General features: G+C 62.3%; 18 protein-coding genes. 13 read left to right on the top strand and 5 right to left on the bottom strand.

Annotation, left to right across the window (positions count from 1 at the left end):
- Positions 1-7 precede the first annotated feature (7 nt).
- The 9 genes from ribBA to J1G18_RS06450 all read left to right on the top strand — a co-directional run bounded on the left by ribBA (position 8) and on the right by J1G18_RS06450 (position 6654).
- The gene (ribBA, locus tag J1G18_RS06490) at positions 8-1099 is read left to right on the top strand and encodes a bifunctional 3,4-dihydroxy-2-butanone-4-phosphate synthase/GTP cyclohydrolase II (protein ID WP_003228650.1); all 1092 of its coding nucleotides are present in this window, start codon (positions 8-10) and stop codon (positions 1097-1099) included.
- 236 nt (positions 1100-1335) lie between these two features.
- Positions 1336-1812 (top strand): 6,7-dimethyl-8-ribityllumazine synthase, encoded by a 477-nt coding sequence (ribE, locus tag J1G18_RS06485; RefSeq protein WP_003228649.1) that lies wholly within the window; start codon positions 1336-1338, stop codon positions 1810-1812.
- Positions 1809-2309, top strand: coding sequence for a transcription antitermination factor NusB (gene nusB / locus J1G18_RS06480; RefSeq protein WP_003228643.1), 501 nt, complete (start codon positions 1809-1811; stop codon positions 2307-2309). The genes ribE and nusB overlap by 4 nt, the downstream gene beginning before the upstream one ends.
- 17 nt (positions 2310-2326) lie before the next feature.
- The gene (thiL, locus tag J1G18_RS06475) at positions 2327-3292 is read left to right on the top strand and encodes a thiamine-phosphate kinase (RefSeq protein WP_223007261.1); all 966 of its coding nucleotides are present in this window, start codon (positions 2327-2329) and stop codon (positions 3290-3292) included.
- Complete coding sequence (locus tag J1G18_RS06470) at positions 3289-3792, top strand: phosphatidylglycerophosphatase A (protein WP_007910933.1); 504 nt, start codon at positions 3289-3291, stop codon at positions 3790-3792. Before thiL ends, J1G18_RS06470 begins: the two co-directional genes overlap by 4 nt.
- Before the next feature lie 34 nt (positions 3793-3826).
- Positions 3827-4564 (top strand): substrate-binding periplasmic protein, encoded by a 738-nt coding sequence (locus J1G18_RS06465; RefSeq protein WP_098965819.1) that lies wholly within the window; start codon positions 3827-3829, stop codon positions 4562-4564.
- 256 nt (positions 4565-4820) lie between these two features.
- Entirely contained in the window at positions 4821-5438 is a 618-nt protein-coding gene (ribA, locus tag J1G18_RS06460; protein WP_223007260.1) for a GTP cyclohydrolase II, read from the top strand.
- The gene (locus J1G18_RS06455; RefSeq protein ID WP_135296655.1) at positions 5435-5854 is read left to right on the top strand and encodes an MFS transporter; all 420 of its coding nucleotides are present in this window, start codon (positions 5435-5437) and stop codon (positions 5852-5854) included. Before ribA ends, J1G18_RS06455 begins: the two co-directional genes overlap by 4 nt.
- The gene (locus J1G18_RS06450) at positions 5854-6654 is read left to right on the top strand and encodes a cobalamin-binding protein (protein WP_223007259.1); all 801 of its coding nucleotides are present in this window, start codon (positions 5854-5856) and stop codon (positions 6652-6654) included. Before J1G18_RS06455 ends, J1G18_RS06450 begins: the two co-directional genes overlap by 1 nt.
- A gap of 111 nt (positions 6655-6765) precedes the next feature.
- On the opposite strand, the gene J1G18_RS06445 is transcribed toward J1G18_RS06450, so the two are convergent.
- From J1G18_RS06445 to J1G18_RS06425, 5 genes are all read right to left on the bottom strand, one after another.
- A complete protein-coding gene (locus J1G18_RS06445; protein ID WP_223007258.1) occupies positions 6766-8646 on the bottom strand; it encodes a TonB-dependent receptor domain-containing protein in 1881 nt (626 codons plus the stop codon).
- Positions 8647-8787: 141 nt separating this feature from the next.
- On the bottom strand, positions 8788-10686 hold the full coding sequence (gene dxs / locus J1G18_RS06440; protein WP_223007257.1) for a 1-deoxy-D-xylulose-5-phosphate synthase: 1899 nt from the start codon (positions 10684-10686) through the stop codon (positions 8788-8790).
- Between the two features lie 91 nt (positions 10687-10777).
- Positions 10778-11665, bottom strand: a complete 888-nt coding sequence (gene ispA, locus J1G18_RS06435; RefSeq protein ID WP_223007256.1) for a (2E,6E)-farnesyl diphosphate synthase — start codon at positions 11663-11665, stop codon at positions 10778-10780.
- Positions 11662-11904, bottom strand: coding sequence for an exodeoxyribonuclease VII small subunit (locus J1G18_RS06430; protein ID WP_003228627.1), 243 nt, complete (start codon positions 11902-11904; stop codon positions 11662-11664). Before J1G18_RS06430 ends, ispA begins: the two co-directional genes overlap by 4 nt.
- A 112-nt stretch (positions 11905-12016) precedes the next feature.
- A complete protein-coding gene (locus J1G18_RS06425) occupies positions 12017-13162 on the bottom strand; it encodes a Fic family protein (RefSeq protein ID WP_134787426.1) in 1146 nt (381 codons plus the stop codon).
- 282 nt (positions 13163-13444) lie between these two features.
- Between J1G18_RS06425 and J1G18_RS06420 the strand changes: the two genes are divergently transcribed.
- From J1G18_RS06420 to J1G18_RS06405, 4 genes are read left to right on the top strand one after another with little or no spacing between them, the layout of a single operon-like run.
- Entirely contained in the window at positions 13445-14236 is a 792-nt protein-coding gene (locus J1G18_RS06420) for a YfaP family protein (RefSeq protein WP_096796324.1), read from the top strand.
- Positions 14237-14274: 38 nt separating this feature from the next.
- The gene (locus J1G18_RS06415; protein WP_223007255.1) at positions 14275-15987 is read left to right on the top strand and encodes a DUF2138 domain-containing protein; all 1713 of its coding nucleotides are present in this window, start codon (positions 14275-14277) and stop codon (positions 15985-15987) included.
- Entirely contained in the window at positions 15957-16622 is a 666-nt protein-coding gene (locus J1G18_RS06410) for a DUF1175 domain-containing protein (protein WP_223007254.1), read from the top strand. Before J1G18_RS06415 ends, J1G18_RS06410 begins: the two co-directional genes overlap by 31 nt.
- Positions 16619-21193 (top strand): alpha-2-macroglobulin family protein, encoded by a 4575-nt coding sequence (locus J1G18_RS06405; protein WP_223007253.1) that lies wholly within the window; start codon positions 16619-16621, stop codon positions 21191-21193. Before J1G18_RS06410 ends, J1G18_RS06405 begins: the two co-directional genes overlap by 4 nt.

Genomic DNA, 21193 nt, shown 5'->3' with positions numbered 1-21193 from the left:
GTGCCTTGTGGCGCTCAATAGCATCGAAGAACTGGTTGAAGACATCCGCCAAGGCAAGATGGTCATCCTCATGGATGACGAAGACCGCGAGAACGAAGGCGACCTGATCATGGCCGCCGAATGCTGCAAGGCCGAGCACATCAACTTCATGGCCAAGCACGCCCGTGGCCTGATCTGCATGCCGATGAGCCGCGAGCGTTGCGAGCTGTTGAAGCTGCCACTGATGGCGCCACGCAACGGTTCCGGTTTCGGCACCAAGTTCACCGTATCGATCGAAGCCGCCGAAGGCGTCACCACCGGTATCTCCGCCGCCGACCGTGCGCGCACCGTGCAAGCGGCGGCGGCCAAAGACGCCAAGGCTGAAGACATCGTCAGCCCGGGCCACATCTTCCCGCTGATGGCCCAGGCCGGCGGCACCCTGGCGCGCGCTGGTCATACTGAAGCCGCCTGCGACCTGGCGCGCATGGCCGGTTTCGAGCCAAGCGGCGTGATCTGCGAAGTGATGAACGACGACGGCACCATGTCCCGTCGCGCTGAGCTGGAAGCGTTCGCCGCCGAACACAACATCAAGATCGGCACCATCGCCGACCTGATTCACTACCGGATGATCCACGAACGTACCGTTCAGCGGATTGCCGAGCAGCCGCTGGACAGCGAACTGGGCCAATTCAACCTGGTGACCTATCGTGATTCGGTGGAAGGCGATGTGCACATGGCCCTGACGCTGGGCACCGTTTGCGCCGAAGAACCGACCCTGGTTCGCGTGCACAACATGGACCCGCTGCGCGACCTGCTGATGGTCAAGCAACCGGGCCGCTGGAGCCTGCGCGCCGCGATGGCTGCGGTGGCCGAGGCCGGCAGCGGTGTGGTGCTGTTGCTCGGTCACCCGCTGGACGGCGATGTGCTGCTGGCGCATATCCGCGAAACCGGTGAGCAGGCGGCGGTGAAAAAACCGACCACTTACAGCATCGTCGGTGCCGGCTCGCAGATCCTGCGTGACCTCGGTGTACGCAAAATGCGCCTGATGTCGGCGCCAATGAAATTTAATGCGATATCCGGTTTCGATCTGGAAGTTGTAGAATACGTGCCCTCCGAATAATGACCCGGTGAATTCGGCATTGTTGATGTAGATCCTTGTGGTGAGGGGATTCATCCCCGACGGGCTGCGTAGCGGCCCTATTTGGTTGGGACTGCTGCGCAGTCCATCGGGGATGAATCCCCTCGCCACAGGGGTGTAGTCGAACAGCAATGCGGTGTTTCCGGTCATGAATTTGTGGCTAATATCACTGAGGGATGCGTACGAAACGTGTCCCGGCTCTTTAAGAGATCTGACGAATGACCCTGAAGACCATCGAAGGTACCTTCATCGCCCCTAAAGGCCGCTACGCTCTGGTAGTGGGCCGTTTCAACAGCTTCGTGGTTGAAAGCCTGGTCAGCGGTGCAGTTGATGCCCTGGTTCGCCACGGCGTGAGCGAAAGCGACATCACCATCATCCGCGCGCCTGGCGCCTTCGAAATCCCGCTGGTTGCGCAGAAAGTCGCCCAGAAAGGCGAGTTCGCAGCCATCATCGCCCTCGGCGCGGTCATTCGTGGCGGCACTCCACACTTCGAATACGTGGCAGGCGAGTGCACCAAGGGTCTGGCCCAGGTGTCCATGGAGTTCGGCGTACCGGTCGCGTTCGGCGTCCTGACCGTTGATTCCATCGAGCAAGCCATCGAACGTTCCGGCACCAAGGCCGGCAACAAAGGTGCTGAAGCTGCCCTGTCCGCTCTGGAAATGGTCAGCCTGCTGGCGCAGTTGGAGGCCAAGTGATTAGCGACGATAGCGATCGTTTCAACCCGCGCGATCCGAAACCTGCGGATGCCGGCAAGCCATCGAAAAGCGTCAAGCGTCGCGAAGCCCGTCAGCTCGCGACTCAGGCCCTGTATCAGTGGCACATGGCCAAGGCTTCGCTGAACGAGATCGAAGCGCAGTTCCGCGTTGATAACGATTTCACCGATGTCGATGGCGCGTATTTCCGCGAAATCCTCCACGGGGTTCCGGCGAGCCGCACCGAAATCGACACCGCGCTCAAGCCGTGCCTGGACATCGAAATCGAAGAGCTGGACCCGGTTGAACTGGCGGTTCTGCGCCTGTCCACCTGGGAGCTGCTCAAGCGCGTCGATGTGCCGTACCGCGTTGTGATCAACGAAGGTATCGAGCTGGCGAAAGTCTTCGGTTCGACCGACGGCCACAAGTTCGTCAACGGCGTACTCGACAAGCTGGCTCCGCGCCTGCGTGAAGCTGAAGTGAAGGCGTTCAAGCGCTGATACGCGCTTGAGACCTCATGGGCGAGTTTGAGCTGATCCGCAATTTCTTCGCCGTCGCGCCTTGTGCGCAGGGCGGCGAGGGCGTTGCCCTGGGGATCGGCGACGACTGCGCCTTGCTGGCGGTTCCCCCCGGGGAACAGCTGGCGATTTCCACCGATACGCTGGTGGCCGGCGTGCACTTCGCCGATCCCTGCGATCCATTTCTGCTCGGTCAGCGCTCGCTGGCCGTTGCGGTCAGCGACCTGGCCGCCATGGGCGCCACGCCCGTTGCCTTTACCCTTGCCCTGACTGTGCCGACGGTGACTGCCGATTGGCTGCAAGCCTATGCCCACGGTTTGAACCGCATGGCGCAGAGCTGCAGCATCGCGCTGGTCGGCGGCGACACCACGCGCGGCCCGTTGAGCCTCACGGTGACGGTGTTCGGCCGCGTGCCGGCCGGGCAGGCCTTGACCCGCAGCGGCGCACAACCGGGTGATCTGCTCTGCGTCGGCGGCGAACTGGGCAATGCCGCCGGTGCCTTGCCGCTGGTGCTTGGCCAGCGTGAAGCCGAACCGGATATCGCCCAGCCGTTGCTCGATCATTACTGGTCGCCTCAGCCGCAACTGGCTCTTGGTCAGGCGCTGCGTGGCAAGGCCACTGCGGCTCTCGATATCTCCGACGGCCTGCTCGCCGACTGTGGGCATATCGCCCTGGCCTCGCAGGTTCGCCTCGAAGTTGAACGTGAGCGCGTACCGTTGTCCGATGCTTTAGTGGCGTTTCTCGGTCAGCGCGGTGCCGAACGGGCGGCGTTGAGTGGCGGCGATGACTATGTACTGGCCTTCACGCTACCGTCCGTCGAGTTGCCGGCGCTGCTGGCCGATGGCTGGCCGATCCATGTGATCGGGCGTGTGGCGCAGGGCCAGGGTGTGGTCCTGCTGGATCGCGAAGGACACGACATCACCCCGCAAATCCGGGGTTATCAACATTTTCAGGAGACACCGTGACAGATCACCCGAAACAGGTTCCGGCCGAATTCGTTCCGCCGTCGGTCTGGCGCAATCCCTGGCATTTCCTCGCGTTCGGCTTCGGCTCCGGCACCTTGCCGAAAGCGCCGGGCACGTGGGGTTCGTTAGTTGCGCTACCCTTTATCCCGTTGTGGCAGATGTTGCCCGACTGGGGTTACTGGCTGATGCTCGGAATCACCATGCTGTTCGGCTTCTGGCTGTGCGGCAAGGTCGCCGACGATCTGCGGGTCCACGACCACGAAGGCATCGTCTGGGACGAAATGGTCGGGATGTGGATCACCCTGTGGCTGGTGCCGGAGGGCTGGTACTGGTTGCTCGCGGGTTTTCTGGTGTTCCGCTTTTTCGACATCCTCAAGCCATGGCCGATCCGCTGGATCGACCGGCATGTCCACGGCGGCGTCGGCATCATGCTCGACGACGTGCTGGCCGGCGTATTCGCCTGGCTGGCGATGCAGGGGCTGGTGTGGATTTTCGCCTGATCCGGATTGTCCGGGTTCAGTGAGGAGACTAGGGATGGCTCGACGCTGGCTGGCGCTGGTGTTTCTGACTTTGCTGGGCACTGTCGCCAGTGCGCAGGAAACCGCGCACGCGCCGTCGGTCATCCATCTGGCCAGCGAAGACTGGGAAGACTACACCGCCGCCGACGGCCACGGCCTGGGCTGGGACGTGCTGCGCAAGGTGTTCGAACCGGCGGGAGTGAAACTCGACATTCGCAGCGAACCGTACACTCGTTCAGTTGGGCTGGCCCAGCGTGGCGAGGTCGATGCTTGTGTCGGTTCTTATCATGAAGAATTCAGCGACCTGCTCTATCCGCGCTGGAATTTCGACACCGACCACATCTACGCCCTGGGCCTGGCGAGTAATCCAGCACCGACCCCGGAAACCCTCGGTCAATATCGGCTGGCCTGGGTTCGTGGTTACGACTATCAGAATTATCTACCCGGCGTGCGCAACTTCAACGAGGTCGTGCGACGTACCGGGATCCTCTCGATGCTCACCCACAACCGCGCCGACTATTACATCGATGCTTTGACCGAAATCGATTACGTGCTTGGCCGGGCCAGGGAACCGACGCAGTTTCGCAAGACGCATATCGCCGAACTGCCGCTGTACCTGTGCTTCGCCGATACGCCGCAAGCGCGCACGCTGATGGCGCTGTTCGACAGGCGCATGGAGCAGTTGGTGAAGAGCGGCGAGCTGAAGCCGATTTTCGAGCAGTGGAAGCAGCCGTATCCATTTGATACGCCCTGATTGCGAATCTTGTGCCCAACACTGTGCCCCCTGTGGGAGCGGGCTTGCTCGCGAATACGGTGGTTCCGCCAGCCTATTGCCGACTGACACGACGCCTTCGCGAGCAAGCCCGCTCCCACAGGGGGGGCCAGGCAAGTCGGGTGTTATCAAACTTTTTGATCGTTATGCCCGATAATTCAGCCTAAGCGTCTGCAGGAACCTGCTGTTACAATGCCGGCCTGCGAATTTTCAGAATTTTTAGATCAGGAGCACACCGGTGCCTGTCGTTTTTGTCGCCGCTTCCAAGCTGCCAACGCCTTTTGCGCAATTCACCATGCACGGTTTTCTCGATGAGGCCACCGGCCGCGAGCACGTGGTGCTGAGCCTGGGTGATTTCGCCGACGGTGCCCCGGTTCTCGGCCGGTTGCACTCCGAGTGCCTGACCGGTGACGCCCTGTTCAGCCAGCGCTGCGACTGTGGCTCGCAACTCGAAGCGGCGCTCAAGGCCATCGCCCGTGAAGGCCGTGGCGTGCTGCTGTACCTGCGTCAGGAAGGTCGCGGCATCGGTCTGCTGAACAAGATCCGCGCCTACGAGTTGCAGGACGGCGGCGCCGACACCGTTGAAGCCAACGAGCGTCTGGGCTTTGCCGCCGATCAGCGTGACTACGCCATGTGCCTGCCGATGCTCGAGCATCTGGGCGTTAAGTCGCTGCGTCTGATGACCAACAACCCGCGCAAGGTCAAAGCCCTGAGCGACATGGGCATCGTCGTCGCCGAGCGCGTGCCGCTGCACACCGGCCACAACCCGCACAACAAGCTGTACCTGGCGACCAAGGCCAGCAAGCTCGACCACATGATGGGCAACGAGCATCAGGGCGAGGTCGACCGCGCGTGACCCGCGGTCAGGTGCGACGCCGTCTGGCGGTCGACTGGTGGAAATACCTGGCGCTGGCGCTGGTACCCCTGTTTGTCCTGAATGGCCTGTTCGGCCAGGGCGAAGGCATTCTGCCGGTGCTGGCTATGCCGTTATTCATTGCCGGCGTTGCGTCGATGTTTGTCAGCCTGAAGTTCTTCGGGCGCTACAAACACGCGTTGATCGCCACGCAGAAAGCCCTCGACACCCCTGATGAACCGGCGGCCTGGATTGCTTTGGCCACTCAGCGCCGTATTGCATTGCTCGCGGCATCGTTGCCGGCATGGATCGGTGCGCTGGCGGTGTTCGTCGGCCTCGAAGCCGTACCGCTGATGCTGCTGGCGTTGTCCACGGCGGTGCTGTTCTACCTCTATCGCATCCCGCGTCAACTCGGCTGATGCGTCGTCTGCGGCTGGCGGTTCTGCTGCTGGCCTGCGCCGGCCCGGTGCTGGCGAGTCTGCGAGTGGTCAGTCTCGCGCCTTCTCTGTCTGAAATCGTTGTCGAGCTGGGCTCGGCTGATCTGCTGGTTGGCGTGCTCGATGCCGGCGAGCGTCCGGCTGCCATTGCCGATGTTCCCTCGGTGGGGCGTTATGGCCAACTCGACATGGAGCGCCTGCTCAGTCTCAAGCCGGATTTGCTGCTGCTGTGGCCCGGCAGTGTCGGCCCGGCACAACGCGATCAGCTCAAACGCCTGAACATTCCGACCTACGTCGCCGAGCCGCACAATCTCGAACAGCTGTCTGCGCAGATCGAGACGATTGCCGCGCAACTGGGGCGACCTGAGCGTGGGACGAAACTGGCGGCGGACCTGCGCCAGAAGCTCGATGACCTGCGCCAACGCTATCGCCGGGACACGCCGCTGACCGTGTTCTATCAAGTCTGGGACAAGCCGCTGTACACCGTCGGTGGCGGGCAGATCATCAGCGATGCGCTCGAAGTCTGTGGCGCACGCAATGTGTTTGCCGATCTGAGTTTGCCGGCGCCACAGGTCAGCATCGAAGCCGTGTTGCAGCGTGATCCGCAGGTGATTCTGGCAGGTGATCAGGCCCAGCTCGATGCGTGGAAGGCCTGGCCGCAGGTGAGTGCGGTGGCACATGGTCAGTTGCTGCTGATCAGCGACAAAGGCCTGGAGCGCCCAAGCGGCCAGATGATCGAAGCCACCGCCAAACTCTGCCAATTGATCGCGCCTGAGCGCTGAGACCGAGGTGAATTCTTCGCGAGCAAGCCCGCTCCCACAGGTGGAATGCGTTACCCCTGTGGGAGCGGGCTTGCTCGCGAAGAGGCCAGTCAAAACAGCGTCAATTCCGGATCAGAGCCCCGGTGTCCAGGTCACCCCAAACACCCACGCCCGACCTTCCTCGCGATAGCCATACTGGCTGCCGTCATAGCTGTACAACGCGCGGCTGTAACCCTTGTCCAGCAGGTTATCGACCTTCAGATCCAGTTTGATCTCGCGATTCAGCGCCCAGTTGCTGCGCAGTCCAAGCGTGCCGTAGCCCAACGGCTGGGTGTTGTTCAGATCGTCGTAACTGCCGCTGACCAATTGCCAGCTCGCGCCGACGCCCAACCGGTCAAACTGTCGATCCAGATCCCAACTCATCGTGCGCCGCGCACGACGCGCCAACGTGTGCCCGGTATCGCGATCACGCGGGTCGATAATCGCCACACCGAGATTGCTCTGCCAGCCGAACAGTTCCTGTTTCAGCGCCGCTTCAAAGCCATTGATCCGCGCCGAGGCCACGTTCTCCGGGCGTGAGTTGCTGCCGAAGATGATCGCGTCTTGCAGATCAGTGCGGTAAATCGATGCCTCCAGCCGACTGCTATCGCTCAACTGACTGCGCCATTGCAGTTCGTAGCTTTTCGAGGTTTCCGGCTTCAGGTCAGGGTTGCTGAAGTCCGGGTAGTACAGGTCGTTGAAGGTCGGCGCGCGGAAGCCTTCGCTGTAGCTCAGCAACAGATCGTTGTCCGGGTTCAGCGGCAGGCTAAAAGTGCCGCTCCAGGTGTTCTGGCTGCCGAACTGCTGGTTGTCGTCGTGACGCAGGCCCAGTTCGGTGGAGAAGCTGTCGGCCTGATAACGATGCTGGATGAACGCGGCGCGGTTCCAGCGGCTGTCTTCGTTGAATGCGGTGCTGCTGTTGACCCGGTCTTCGTACCAGTCGCCGCCGAGAATCAGGCTGTTGCGCGCATCCAGGGTCAGGTCGTTCTGCCAGTTCACCGAGTCGCGATAGGTGTTGAACACCGTGCGCTCGTCGCTGAGCTTGTCGAAGGTTTTCTCGCGATTCTCGCTGTGACCGAATTCGATGCGGGTTTTCCAGATTTCGTTGGCCCGCGCATCGACGTAGCCGCTGACACTGCTGACGTTGAAGTCGCTGTAGGGCTGCTGTTGCACCGACTCGAAGGTGCTCGTGTCGAAGCGGCCGAACGGGTTGTCAAACTCGCTTTTGCCGCGGTTATCCAGCAGGTTGGCGCCGACCTCGATGTCATCGGTCAGCGCATGGCTGAGGCTCAGGCTGACGGATTTATTGCGGTAGGCATCGTGATCGCCGTCGCTGGGATAGGACTCGTGAGTGCGGTCGAGGCCAGCGGTGTCATCGAGGCTGGCGCCCAGGTTGAAGCGGGTCTTGTCATCGCCACCGGACAGGCCGAGGCCGCGTTCCCAGGTCTGGTTGCTGCCGAAGCCGACGTGCAAGCGCGGCTGCAGGCCTTGCTCGTTGCCGCGCCGGGTGAAAATCTGAATCACCCCGCCAATCGCATCGCTGCCGTAAATCACCGAGCGCGAACCGCGCAACACTTCCACGCGTTCGATCTGGTCGATGTTCAGGTGCTGCAGGTTGCTGTCGCCGGAGGTCGAACTGCCGATGCGCTGGCCGTCGACCAGCACCAGACTCTGCGCCGATTGCGTGCCGCGAATGTAGATCCCCGGCAGGCTACCGCGCCCACCGGCCTGCGCTACTTGCACACCCGGCACCCGCTGCAGCAGATCGGTGACGCTGCCCGGTTGCAGGCGGTCGATGTCTTCGCGGGTGAACACGGTGTTGGCGGCGCTGCTGTCGTTGCGCGCTTCGACCTGGCGGTTGGCGCTGATCAGCGTGTCAGGCAGCTTCAGGGCCTGATCGCGTTCGAAGCTGTCGGCGAGGGTGCTGGTGGCTGGCAGCAGGAAGAAGGGCAGGGCGAGGCGCGAGAGGTTCATCGGTGTTCCAGTGGATATTTCTGATGTACACAAATCAAATGTGGGAGCGGGCTTGCTCGCGAAGGCGCCGGTTCAGTCAACTCATCATCGACTGAACCGGCGCCTTCGCGAGCAAGCCCGCTCCCACATGGGTATTGCGTGTTACTTGTTGAGCAGTTCCAGGCGCTCGCGAATCGAGGCTTCGATTCCCGCTTCATCCAGCCCGCACTCGGCCAGCATCTGCGCGGGTTTGGCGTGCTCGACGTAGATGTCCGGCAAGCCCAGATGCAGCATCGACTTGAGGATGTTCTCGCGCGCCAGGAACTCGCTGACCGCGCCACCGGCGCCGCCCATGATTGCGTTCTCCTCGATGGTCACCAGCAACTCGTGGCTGCCGGCGATCTCGCGTACCAGCGCTTCATCCAGCGGCTTGACGAAGCGCATGTCGACCACGGTCGCATCCAGCTTCTCGGCGACTTTCAGCGCTTCGGTCAGTTGCACGCCGAACACCAGCAGGGCGACTTTGCTGCCCTGACGACGGACGATGCCCTTGCCGATTTCGATCGGCTCGAGATCCTTGTCGATGGTCGCGTTCGGGCCGGTGCCGCGCGGGTAGCGCACCGCCGCCGGGCCGTTGTACAGGTGGCCGGTGGTGAGCATTTTGCGCAATTCGTTTTCATCGCTCGGGGTCATGATGACCATGCCCGGAATGCAGCGCAGGTAAGACAGATCGAAGCTGCCGGCGTGGGTCGGGCCGTCCTCGCCCACCAGACCGGCGCGGTCGATGGCGAACAGTACGTCGAGGTTCTGCACCGCGACGTCATGCACCAACTGGTCGTAACCGCGTTGCAAGAATGTCGAGTAGATCGCCACCACCGGTTTGGCGCCTTCGCAGGCCATGCCGGCGGCGAACGTCACGGCGTGCTGTTCGGCAATCGCCACGTCGAAGTAGCGCAGCGGGAAACGTTCGCTGAACGCCACCAGATCCGAGCCTTCCTTCATCGCCGGGGTGATCCCGACCAGACGCGGGTCAGCCGCGGCCATGTCGCACAGCCATTCGCCGAACACTGCCGAATACTTCGGCCCGCCGGCCTTTTTCGGCGCAGCAGCCGGGGCGTCGACCGGCTCGAGCTTGGTGATCGCGTGGTAACCGATCGGGTCGACTTCCGCCGGGGCGAAGCCTTTGCCTTTTTTGGTGACGATATGCAGGAACTGCGGGCCTTTCAGATCGCGCATGTTGCGCAGGGTGGCGATCAGGGTCGGCAGGTCGTGGCCATCGATCGGGCCGATGTAGTTCCAGCCCAGCTCTTCGAACAGGGTGCCGGGCACCAGCATGCCTTTGGCGTATTCTTCGGTGCGGCGGGCAATTTCCCAGGCGCCGGGCAGGCGCGACAGGACTTTCTTGCTGCCCTCACGCATGCTCGCGTAAGTACGGCTGGAAAGAATCTTCGCCAGATAATTGGACAGGCCACCGACGTTGCGCGAGATCGACATGTCGTTGTCGTTGAGGATCACCAGCATGTTGGCGTTGACTTCCGGCGCGTGATTCAGCGCCTCGAAGGCCATGCCGGCGGTCAGCGCGCCGTCGCCGATCACCGCAATCGCCTTGCGATCGCTGTTTTGCAGGCGGGCGGCAATTGCCATGCCCAGCGCGGCGCTGATCGAGGTGCTGGAGTGGCCGACGCCAAAGGTGTCGTACTCGCTCTCGGCGCGACGCGGGAAAGCGGCGATGCCGTCCTTCTGGCGCAGGGTTTCCATGCGCTGGCGGCGACCGGTGAGGATCTTGTGCGGATACGCCTGATGACCGACGTCCCACACCAGCCGGTCATCCGGGGTGTCGAAGACGTAATGCAACGCGATGGTCAGCTCGATGACGCCCAGGCCGGCACCGAAATGCCCACCGGTCTGGCCGACCGTGTAGAGCAATTCCAGGCGCAACTCATCGGCCAGGGTTTCCAGCTCGGCTTCGCCTAACCGGCGCAGGCCGTCCGGCGTGTTCGCGCGGTCGAGCAGGGGCGTGGTCGGGCGCTTGCGGGGAATCTCATGAAACGTCGTGGGCATCAGGCGAATCGTTATAGGTATAAAAGATGCGGCAGTTTACCTGATGCATCGCCCCCTGCCCACGCGTTGGTCTTTTTTGGCAGGTTGGCGTTCAGTTGCGCCGCTCGACGATATACCGGGCCAGGTCGCGCAAAGGCTCGGCTGCCGCGTCAAACGGTCGCAGCGCGTGCAGGGCCTGATCGCGCAGTTCCAGAGCGTAGACCTTGGCCGCGTCCAGCCCTAGCAGGGCCGGGTAGGTCGGCTTGTCGCGGGCGATGTCGGCGCCCTGGCGTTTGCCGAGGGTTTCGGTATCGCTTTCGACGTCAAGAATGTCGTCCTGCACCTGAAAGGCCAGACCGACGGCCTGTGCATAAGTCTGCAAAGCCTTGAGTTGGTCTTTTTCGGCACGGCCGCTGGCCAGGGCGCCAAGCTTGACGCTGACTTCGATCAGCGCGCCGGTCTTGTGTCGGTGCATCTGCTCCAGCGCTTGCTGATCCAGCTTCAGGCCGACCGAGCCGAGGTCGATGGCCTGACCGCCGACCATGCCTGCCGGGCCGGCCGCGTGCGCCAGCGCCGTGACCTGTTGCAGACGGATGTCGGCATCCAGATTGCTCAGGCGCGGGTCGAGCAGGGCGCTGAAGGCCAGGCTCTGCAAGCCGTCACCGGCGAGAATCGCGCAGGCTTCGTCGAATTTCTTGTGGGTGGTGGGCTGGCCGCGACGCAGATCGTCGTCGTCCATCGCCGGCAAATCGTCGTGCACCAGCGAATAAGCGTGGATCAGCTCCACCGCGCAAGCCGCACCGTTGGCTTGCTCAGCCTTGCCGCCTAGCGCTTCGCACGCAGCGTAGGCGAGTAGCGGACGTACGCGTTTGCCGCCGATCATCACGCTGTAGTGCATCGCCTCATACAGGCGCGACAGCTCCGGCAGCGGTGCCTTGAAGAGGATTTCCAGTGCCGCATTGACCCGCGCCTGGCTGGTCGCCGAATACGCTGCAATCATTCTGGCTGTTCCGCGTCGAAGGGTTCCTCGGCGAGTTCGCCATCGCGCTCCAGCAGCACTTGCACCTTCTGCTCGGCCTGGGCCAGCGCTGCCTGGCAGTCACGGGTCAGACCGATGCCCTGCTCGAAAGCGGTCAGCGAGTCTTCCAGCGACAATTCACCGTTCTCCAGACGTTCGACCAGTGTTTGCAGGTCGGCGAGGGACTGTTCGAAATCCAGTGCAGCTTTTTTGCGGGCCATGGCGGCGATTTCCGGTTGACGTTAAACCGGCGCGACACTAGCAGATAGGGGGTTTATGGGCAAATGAGCGGGGCGCGGCCGACCCTTATCCCCTCACTACAGACGCCAGTGGTCAGTTTGAGGAATCGCCCGGGTAATTGATTTTGTAGCGGGTACTCCGTCCCCCCCCCGGCATTCTTTGCAGGCAGCCCTTTTCCAGCAGTTCCGCCAGATGGCGGGTTGCCGTGGCTTTCGAGACCTTGGCCACCGCTTGATACTGTGCCGCGCTGATGCCGTGCTCGAAGCCTCGTTCTCCACCGTCGAGCAGGCGATTGAGCACTTTACTCTGCTCCACCGAAAGCTCGGATTCACGGTGCGCCTGCCAGAAGCGGGTTTTACCCAGCACACTTTCGATACGCGCGATGGCTTGCTGCAGACTGCGTAAAAGAGTCTGCAGAAACCAGGTGAGCCATTGGGTGACGTCCAGCGTGGCCTTTTGGCTGGCCTCGAGTACTCGGTAGTAGCCGTTGCGGTCATCGAGGATGCTGGCCGACATCGCGTAAAAGCGGATCGCCTGGGCTTCACCTTGCGCCAGCGCCAGATCGGTGATGGTCCGAGTCAGGCGACCGTTGCCGTCATCAAACGGATGCAGCGTGACAAACCAGAAATGCGCAATGCCAGCACGCAGCAACGGATCCAGCGCTGTTTGATGCTGGCTGGCCTCGAACCAAGTGAGAAATTTATCCACCTGCCGTTCGAGACCTTGGCGCGCAGGGGCCTCGAAATGCACAGTGGGACGGTCGAGACGACCGGAAACTACCTGCATCGGTTCGTCACCGCGAAGCGCACCGACATGCATCGACCTTGCGGTGAAGTCGCTTTCCTGATCCGGAAACAGCCATCGATGCCATTCCAGTAATCGCTCCAGCGTCAGTGGTTCAGCGAAGCGCCGGGTGGCGTCAAGCATCAGTTGTGCCAGGCCTTCGCTCCGTTGACTGACTTTATCGCTATCGGGCAACTCCAGCCCCAGGCGTCGAGCCAATGACGAACGCACTGAGCCGACATTCAACTGCTCGCCTTCAATCGCCGAAGAGGTCACGATGTTTTGCAACAGTGCGTCGAGTTCGGTCTGAGCGCTCAGGGAGTTGCCCACGGATCCAGCCATGCCCATCAATTGGCCTTGTGCCTGAACGCATTCACGCAGCAGCGGCGCCAGACGTTCTGCCTGCCAGTTGAAATCAGGCCAATCCGGCTGCTGCCAGATCCATTGAGTGATCATCGGTTATTGCCTGTAATAGGGCCGTGAGCCGAATAGAAATGCTATTCGGCTCATTTAGTGAGCCGAATATGACGGCTATTCGGCTCACAGTCCACCCGTACGGCGTGATTCCCACCGCAAATCCAGATGTATCCGATTGTTAAAAAACTGCCGAATCGCTAATCTTCGCGCCTTCTACGACCCGCTAGTCACGGGGTCTTTCAGACGAAACGCAGTTTCCACCGCTGTGAAGTACCGAGGATCGGGTGCAAGGTTTCGTTCAGGCATGGCAGGAGGCATTACATGCGTTCATTTCTTTGGCTGCTGATCGGTCTGGCTTGCGCGCCTGCGCTGCTGGCAGCGCCGACTGCCGAGCTGTCGGAACCATCCGGTGGCTGGCGTTATAACGGCTTGCTTGATCGCAGTGAAAACCCGCAAGTCGCCTATCCCACGCCGCCGATCGATCGCGGCATTCAGCGCAATCGCACGATGATTCAGGGCCAGCTCAAGGCCATCGGCAATCAGCGCGGGCCGCACACGCTGGCGGTCAACGGCAATCCATTGAATCTGTACACCGACGATGACGGGCGATTCGCCCGGCCGTATGCGTTCGGCGCCGGTTCCAACAGTGTCGAAGTGCGCAGTGCCGAGGGCCAGTCGCTCAAGCGCGTGCAGTTCTATGAAGCGAACAACCTGCGCACCCCGGCGAAGATCCGTGTGGTGCTCGGCTGGGACGATCCCAAGGCCGAGCTCGACCTGCACATCATCACCCCGGACGGCCAGCACGCGTTTTTCGCCCATACGGCGTTGACCAACGGTGGCGGTCTGGATCCGGATGGCGTCGATGGCCCCGGCCCGGAAATGTTCACCATGACCGCGCCGCTGCATGGCACCTATCTGGTTTACGTCAACTATTGGGGCAACTTCGGCGACGGCGGCTATAACTTCGAGGAGGCCAGCAATCAGAACGAGGTCATCACCTCGCAAATCACGCTGGTGCTCAACGAAAACACGGTCGACGAAAAACGCGAAACATTCATCGTGCCCCTGCGGGCGATCGGTGATCTGCTGCTGGTCAAGACTTTCAACTATTAAGCATCCCGCTCCACGGATGAACTTCGGGTTTTGTGAACATGAGTGATAACGCTGCTTCTCCGGCCGTCCCGACACCTGCCGGCCAACCTTCCCGGCGCTGGCCGGCGCTGCTGATCGGCCTGGTCCTGGTAGCCGGGGTGGCCGGTGGTCTTGGCTGGCTCCTGCACAAGCCCAAGGTGCCGGCGGCGGCACTTGCCAGCGACAAGCTCGGCCTGAGTCGTCCGGATGCGCTGCTGGAAACCCGCTCCCTGAGCCAGTTGCCCAAGGACCTGCTGACGGTGCCGTTCCTCAAGGCTACGCTCACTGAGGATTTCGTCTTCTATTACGAAACCCACGCCGATCGCCTGGGGCTGATCGGTAGCCTGCGCCGGATCATCTACGAACACGACCTGAAGCTGCAGGACAGCCTGATCGAACAGCTTTTCGATCAACCGGCAGATGTGGCGTTGTGGCGCGGTGCGGATGGCCGGCTCAAGGATTTCCTGCTGGTGATGGATCGCGGCGGATTGGCGAAACTGCTCGAACCGTTGGCGAAAGTGGCGCTGGACGATTCGCAACTCAGCGTCTTCGGCAGCCTCAAGGTCGGCGGTGACGAAGTGCCGCTGTACCAGCTCAGCTACAACGCCAGCAAATCGCTGCTGTTCGCGTCGCGCGGCGACAAACTGGTGGTGCTGTCCAACCCGAACAAATATTACGACCCGGCCAATGGCGAATCGGAAGAGTCCGGGCATGTCTCGCCGCAAGCGCTGGCAGCGCTGCTCAACGGCGACAAACTGTTCCCCGAGGCCTTCGGTCTGCCGGCCAAGGCACCGGAGATCAAACAGCGCCTGTCGGTCAATTCCAGCGTCCTTGCGATGGGCTATCAGCGCTTCATCCCGAACTTCGCCGGGCTGCGTTTCGACATGGATGACAAGGGCTGGCACAGCTACCTCGCCATGGACGAACTGGAAAACCAGCCGGACTTCGATTTCAAACCGGTGTGGCAAGCCATGCCGCTGGGCGCCAGTGCCTGCGTGACCTTGCCGGTAGCGGCCGAACCGCAGAAACCGCTGCTGGTGAAACTCGGCGCCGACGAAGCGGTGGCGCAGAAGCTCACCGAGTATGTGGCTGGCGCGGCGGGCCTGTGCTGGTACGCCGATTCGCGGTTGTACACGCCGTTGCTGGTTGCCAGCCTGAAGGACGAGGACAGCGGCAAGCTCGATGGCGACCTGGGCACGTTGTTCGGTTCGATGGTGGGCGCCTACGAGACGAATGTCGATGAACACGCATTCCCGGTGGTCGAGAAACAGGAAGGCCAGAGCCATGTCTGGCAGCGTCAGGTCAGCTCCAATTTCGGCCCGTACGCCGCCAAGACTGCCGAGAATCCGGATGCGATCAGCGGTAAAGCGTTCATGAAAGTCAGCCTCGCCCGTCACGGTTCGACGCTGCTGTTTTCCCTCGACGACAAACTGGTGGACAAGGCTCTCGGTACTCTCGACAAGCGCTTCCCGCCGATGGCCGACGTGCTGCCGAAAGATGTGCTGCTGCCGATCTACTTCGGTCCGGATTCGATGGCGCAACTGATGCAGCAGGAAACCCTCGACAGCCTGCCGCAGGACATGGAGCCGGTGTTCTACAACGCCGCGCAAACCTACCTGATCCCGAAACTGCGCACCCTCGGCGGCTACGGCAAATACGCGTTGACCCTGCCTGAAGGCAGCGAGCCTGACGGCCACTGGCAATGGCTGCCGCTGGAGTGGAAAGCGCTGTGACGGCATTGATCCGCAGCCTCGGCCTGCTCGCGCTACTGCTCAGCGCGGGCGCCCGAGCCGTCGAAACGCCGGCGCTGGATCCGGCGCAGTCCCAGGTGTTCCGCGCCTGGTTCGTGCGCATCGCTCAGGAACAACTGAGCCAGGGCCCGAGCCCGCGCTGGTATCAGCAGGACTGCGCAGGCCTTGTGCGTTTCGCCGCCAACGAAGCGCTGAAAGTCCACGACGACAAGTGGCTGCGCAGCAATGGCCTGTCCAATCGCTACCTGCCGCCGGAGCTGACGCTCAGCGACGAGCAGCGCAAGCTCGCCCAGCAATGGCAGCAGGGCGGCGGCAAGGTCGGGCCGTACGTCAACGCGATCAAACTGATTCAGTTCAACAGCCATCTGGTCAGCCGCGACGTGTCCCAGGCACGCCCCGGCGACCTGATGTTTTTCGATCAGGGCGACGACCAGCACCTGATGATCTGGATGGGCCGCTACATCGCCTATCACACCGGCACGACCACCCCCACTGACAACGGCATGCGTTCGGCAAGCCTGCAGCAACTCATGACATGGAAGGACACCCGATGGATACCCGACGCAGCCAACCCCAACTTCATCGGTGTCTATCGACTGAACTTTCTCTCCCAATGACCGGTGCCCGCATGCTGCGACTCTGCGCTCGAATTCCCCTGCTGCTGGCGCTGTTGCTGCCATTGGCGACCGTCAACGCTGAAGATTCGGTGGAGCCGAGTGGCTACACGCCGGTCGCCGGTGAAAGCTTCTTCCTGCTGGCCGACAGCAGTTTCGCCGCCGACGAGCAGGCGATGGTGCGTCTCGAAGCACCGGGCCGCGACTACCGCCGTTTCCGCATGGAGCCGTACGGTGGCGCCGACATTCGCGTGTACCGCATCGACAAGCCGCTGGATTTCCTCAAGCGTCAGAAGAACCTGCACCGCGTTGTCAGCGACGGTCAGTTCAAGGGCGAGGGCTTGTCCAACACCCTCGCGTACCTCTGGGACAACTGGTACCGCAAATCGCGGCGGGTGATGCAGCGCGCGTTCTCCTACGAGTCGCGCAAGCAGGTCACCGAGGAAGTGCCGGAACTGAAGATGGGCAACGCCATCACCGCGCCGACGCCGTACGACGCGCAGCCGCAATTCGCGCTGATTCCGGGTCTGCCGGTGGTCAGCCAGTTCCGTTATCCGCTGTGGCAAGCCAAGCCGATCCAGCCGCCGGCCGGGGTCAACCTGGCCGGGTCTTCCAGCGAGTTCGTCAGCGTTGCGCCGGGTAACGTGTACATCCCGTTGGGCAACCTGAAACCGGGCCTGTACCTGGTCGAAGCGCTGATCGGCAAGTACCGCGCGACCACCATGGTGTTCGTTTCCAACACCGTGGCGGTGAGCAAAATTGCCGGCGATGAATTGCTGGTCTGGGCCGCACGCAAACACGAAGGCAGTTCGGTGCCGAAGGTCAATGTGCTGTGGACTGACGGCCTCGGCGTGATGAGCAGCGGTGCCACTGATGCCGATGGTTTGCTGCGCCTGAAACACGTCAGCCCCGAGCGTTCGTTCGTGATTGGCGAGGACGAAGAGGGCGGGGTATTCGTCTCGGAAAACTTCTATTACGACAGCGAAATCTACGACACCAAACTCTATGCGTTCACCGACCGACCGCTGTATCGCCCGGGGGATTGGGTGTCGCTGAAAATCGTCGGTCGCGAGTTCAAGAATGCGCGGGATTCGGTGCTGCCGGGCGCTGCTGACGTCAACGTCAGTGTGCTTGATGCCACCGGCACCGAGCTGCAACGCCTCGACCTGAAACTCGATTCCAAGGCCGGTACCCAGGGCCGCTTCCAGTTGCCGGATAACGCTGTGGCCGGTGGTTACGAGATCCGCTTCAACTACAAGGATCAGGCCTACAGCAGCGCTTTCCGTGTGGCCGAGTACATCAAGCCGCACTTCGAAATTTCGCTGAATCTGGCCAAGCAGGATTACCGCACCGGCGAGCCGGTGAAGGGCAGTCTGGTGCTGCTGTACCCGGACGGCAAACCGGTGGCCAACGCCAAACTGAGCCTGAGCCTGCGTGCCCAGCAACTGTCGATGGTCGACAATGAGCTGCAATACCTCGGGCAATTCCCGGTGGAGTTGACCAGCACCGAACTGACCACTGACAGCAAGGGCAACGCGACCCTCGACCTGCCGGCCGCCGACAAACCGAGCCGTTACATGCTCACCGTGTTTGCCAGCGATGGCGCGGCGTATCGGGTCAAGACCACCAAGGAAATCCTCATCGACCGTGGCGCCGCGAGCTTCCGCCTGAGTGCGCCGCAACGTTTCAGCGCAGTCAACGACAAAGTCGCGTTCAGCTACGCCAACGAGGGCGGCAGCGAGCAGAGCAAAGCCGTGACCCCAAGCAGCTACAGCTGGGTGCGTCTGGAAGACCAGAGCACTGGCGAAGGCAAACTCGCGGCGACTGACAAAGGCTTTAGTCTGGCCTTTGAACGTCCGGGTACTTACAACCTGACGCTGAAAGATCAACACGGTCGCGTCCTCGGCGCCACCGGCCATTCGGTCACCGGCGACGGTGTCAAAGCGGTGCCGGGCACTGTGGAAATCGTCCTCGACAAGCCCGAGTACAAGGCCGGCGATGAAGCGCTGGCACTGATCACCTTCCCTGAGCCGGTCAGCGATGCATTGCTGTCGCTGGAGCGCGACAAGGTCGAAGCCACCGCGCTGCTGGCCAAGGGCGGCGACTGGCTGAAACTGGAAAAACTCAGCGACACCCAATACCGCGCGCGCATTCCGGTGAAGGACAACTTCGCGCCGAACCTGACCTTCTCGGTGCTCTACACCAAGGGCGGGCAGTACAGCTTCCAGAACGCCGGGATCAAAGTGATTGCCCCGCAAATCGACGTGGCGATCAGCACCGACAAACAGGTGTATCTGCCGGGCGACACGGTGACCGTCGACCTGACTACGCAGTTCGCCGGTAAAGCAGTTCCGGCGCATCTGACGGTGAGTGTTGTCGATGAAATGGTCTACGCGCTGCAACCGGAAGTCGCGCCGACCATCGACCAGTTCTTCTACCACCCGCGTCGCAATAATGTGCGCACCAGCGCCAGCCTGTCGTTCATCAGTTACGACGTGGCGTTGCCGGGCAGCCCCGGCGCGCCGGGCAAGGCCAACCGCAGCGAACGTGGGGTGAAAGTGCTGGAGCGCCCACGTCGTGAAGACGTCGACACCGCCGCGTGGCAGCCGGAATTGCTCACAGGTGCCGACGGTAAAACCCGTTTCACCTTCAAGATGCCGGACTCGCTGACCCGCTGGCGCATCACCGCCCGGGCTATCGCCGACGACGGCCAGGTCGGGCAGAAGAAGCAGTTCGTCCGTTCGGAAAAACCGCTGTACCTGAAGTGGAGCGGGCCGAGCAAATTCCGCAAGGGCGATCAGCCGCAACTCGGTGTGTTTGCCTTCAGCCAGGCCGAAAAACCGGTCAAGGCTGAGCTGGTCACCCATTACGCTGGCGCCGAACAGCGCCTGCCGGTGACCCTGATCAACGGCATCAACTACGTGCCGCTGCCAGCGTTCGCCCTGGCCTCGGGTGAGTGGACTGCCGAGCTGGTGCAGGACGGCAAAACCGCTGACGCCCTTGCCGTGCGCCTGAGCGCGACCGGTGACGGCTGGCAAGTCACGCAAACCCAGAGCCTCGACGTGGCCAGCGGCGACACCCCGTTGAGCCTGCCGGCCGACGCCACCGACATTCGTCTGCGTCTGGATGACAGTCCGCAAGCGCTGTTCCGTTCCGCGCTCGATGATCTGCTGAGCTACCCGTACGGCGGCGTCGAGCAGACGGCCAGCCGTTTGCTGCCGCTGAGCATCGCTTATCCGTCGCTGGCGTCGAGCCCGCAGATCCGCGATCGCCTGCGCCTGATCATGCAGAACAGCCGTCTGCGTCTGGTGCAAATGGCCGGGCCGTCGGCGAGCTTCACCTGGTGGGGCTTCGACGGCGAGCCGGATGCATTCCTGACCGCTTACGCCTACTACGCCGACTGGAACGCCAGCCAAGTGCTGGAGCTGACCTTGCCACCGGAGCACTGGCAGCGAGTGCTGGAGGTCTACGCCAAGCAAGCGCCGAACACGCCGCTGCTGCAGCGGGCACTGATCCTGTCGTTCGCCAAGCAGATGCATCTGCCGGTGAACACTTTGCTCAGCGGCTTGATGGACGATCTGGCGAAGGCTGGTGAAGGCAATGCCGAAACCCTGATGGACGACGGCGAAGACAGCCTGGTGATGAGCGACCCGGATTCGGCGCTCGGTCTGGCGGCGGCGCGGGTATTGACCGCGGCGCTGGCGACTCAGTCGAAAGTTGCGTTGCCCGACGCGTTCAATCGCCAGGTCGCTGCGGCACAACAGCGTCTGGCGGTCAGTTCGCAGCCGTTTGTCGAAGCGCTGAACCTGTCGCTGCAAGCGTTCGATCAGGCCCGTGCGACAGCGTTGCTGCAACGTCTGCTTCCACAGCAATCGACCCTCGAACGCGCCCTGGCGCTGAGCTGGTTGCAACGCAGCATCGCTCAGGCCTCGCCGACCATCGCGCTGCTGCCGGGTGAAGGCTGGAAGAAAAACTACGGCGCCACCGGCGAGATTTACTGGACCTGGCAGGGTGCGACGCCAGTGCCGAATGTGTTGTCGGTGTCCGGTACTCAGGAGCGACCGCTGCGGGCGGCACTGAGCTTCCAGACCCAGCAACCGGCCGTCGATCCAATGGCCGTGACTATCACCCGCCGTTTGTCGCGGCTGGTGCCGGGCGACGAAGCGTTCACTTTCAAATTGGAGCCGGTCGGCAGCAAACCGCTGTCCAGCGACAGCCTGTATCTGGACGAAGTGATCCTCGCCAGCAAGGCGCCGAAACCGCTGCGCTACGGCATGCTCGAAGTGCCGCTGCCACCGGGCGCCGATGTCGAGCGCACCACCTGGGGCATCAAGTTGCAGGGCAAGGACGGCACCGAGCCGACCGCGCTGGAAAAGGCGCGCTTCGAACCGGGGCAATTGGCCTACGCGGTGCCGGTGGATGCGCTGAGCGGCGAATTGCGCCTGCGCCATCTGGTGCGCTTCTCGCAGAAGGGTCAGTTCAACCTGCCGCCGGTGCGTTTCACTCAGGTCTACGCGCCGCAGCATCAGGCCCGGGAAGCGAAAGCCGCCCTCGGTCAGGTCACGGTCAACTGA

This window comes from Pseudomonas sp. MIS38 (assembly GCF_019891575.1).
GTDB lineage: Bacteria > Pseudomonadota > Gammaproteobacteria > Pseudomonadales > Pseudomonadaceae > Aquipseudomonas > Aquipseudomonas putida_A.
This window is presented reverse-complemented; position numbering and strand designations above follow the sequence as displayed.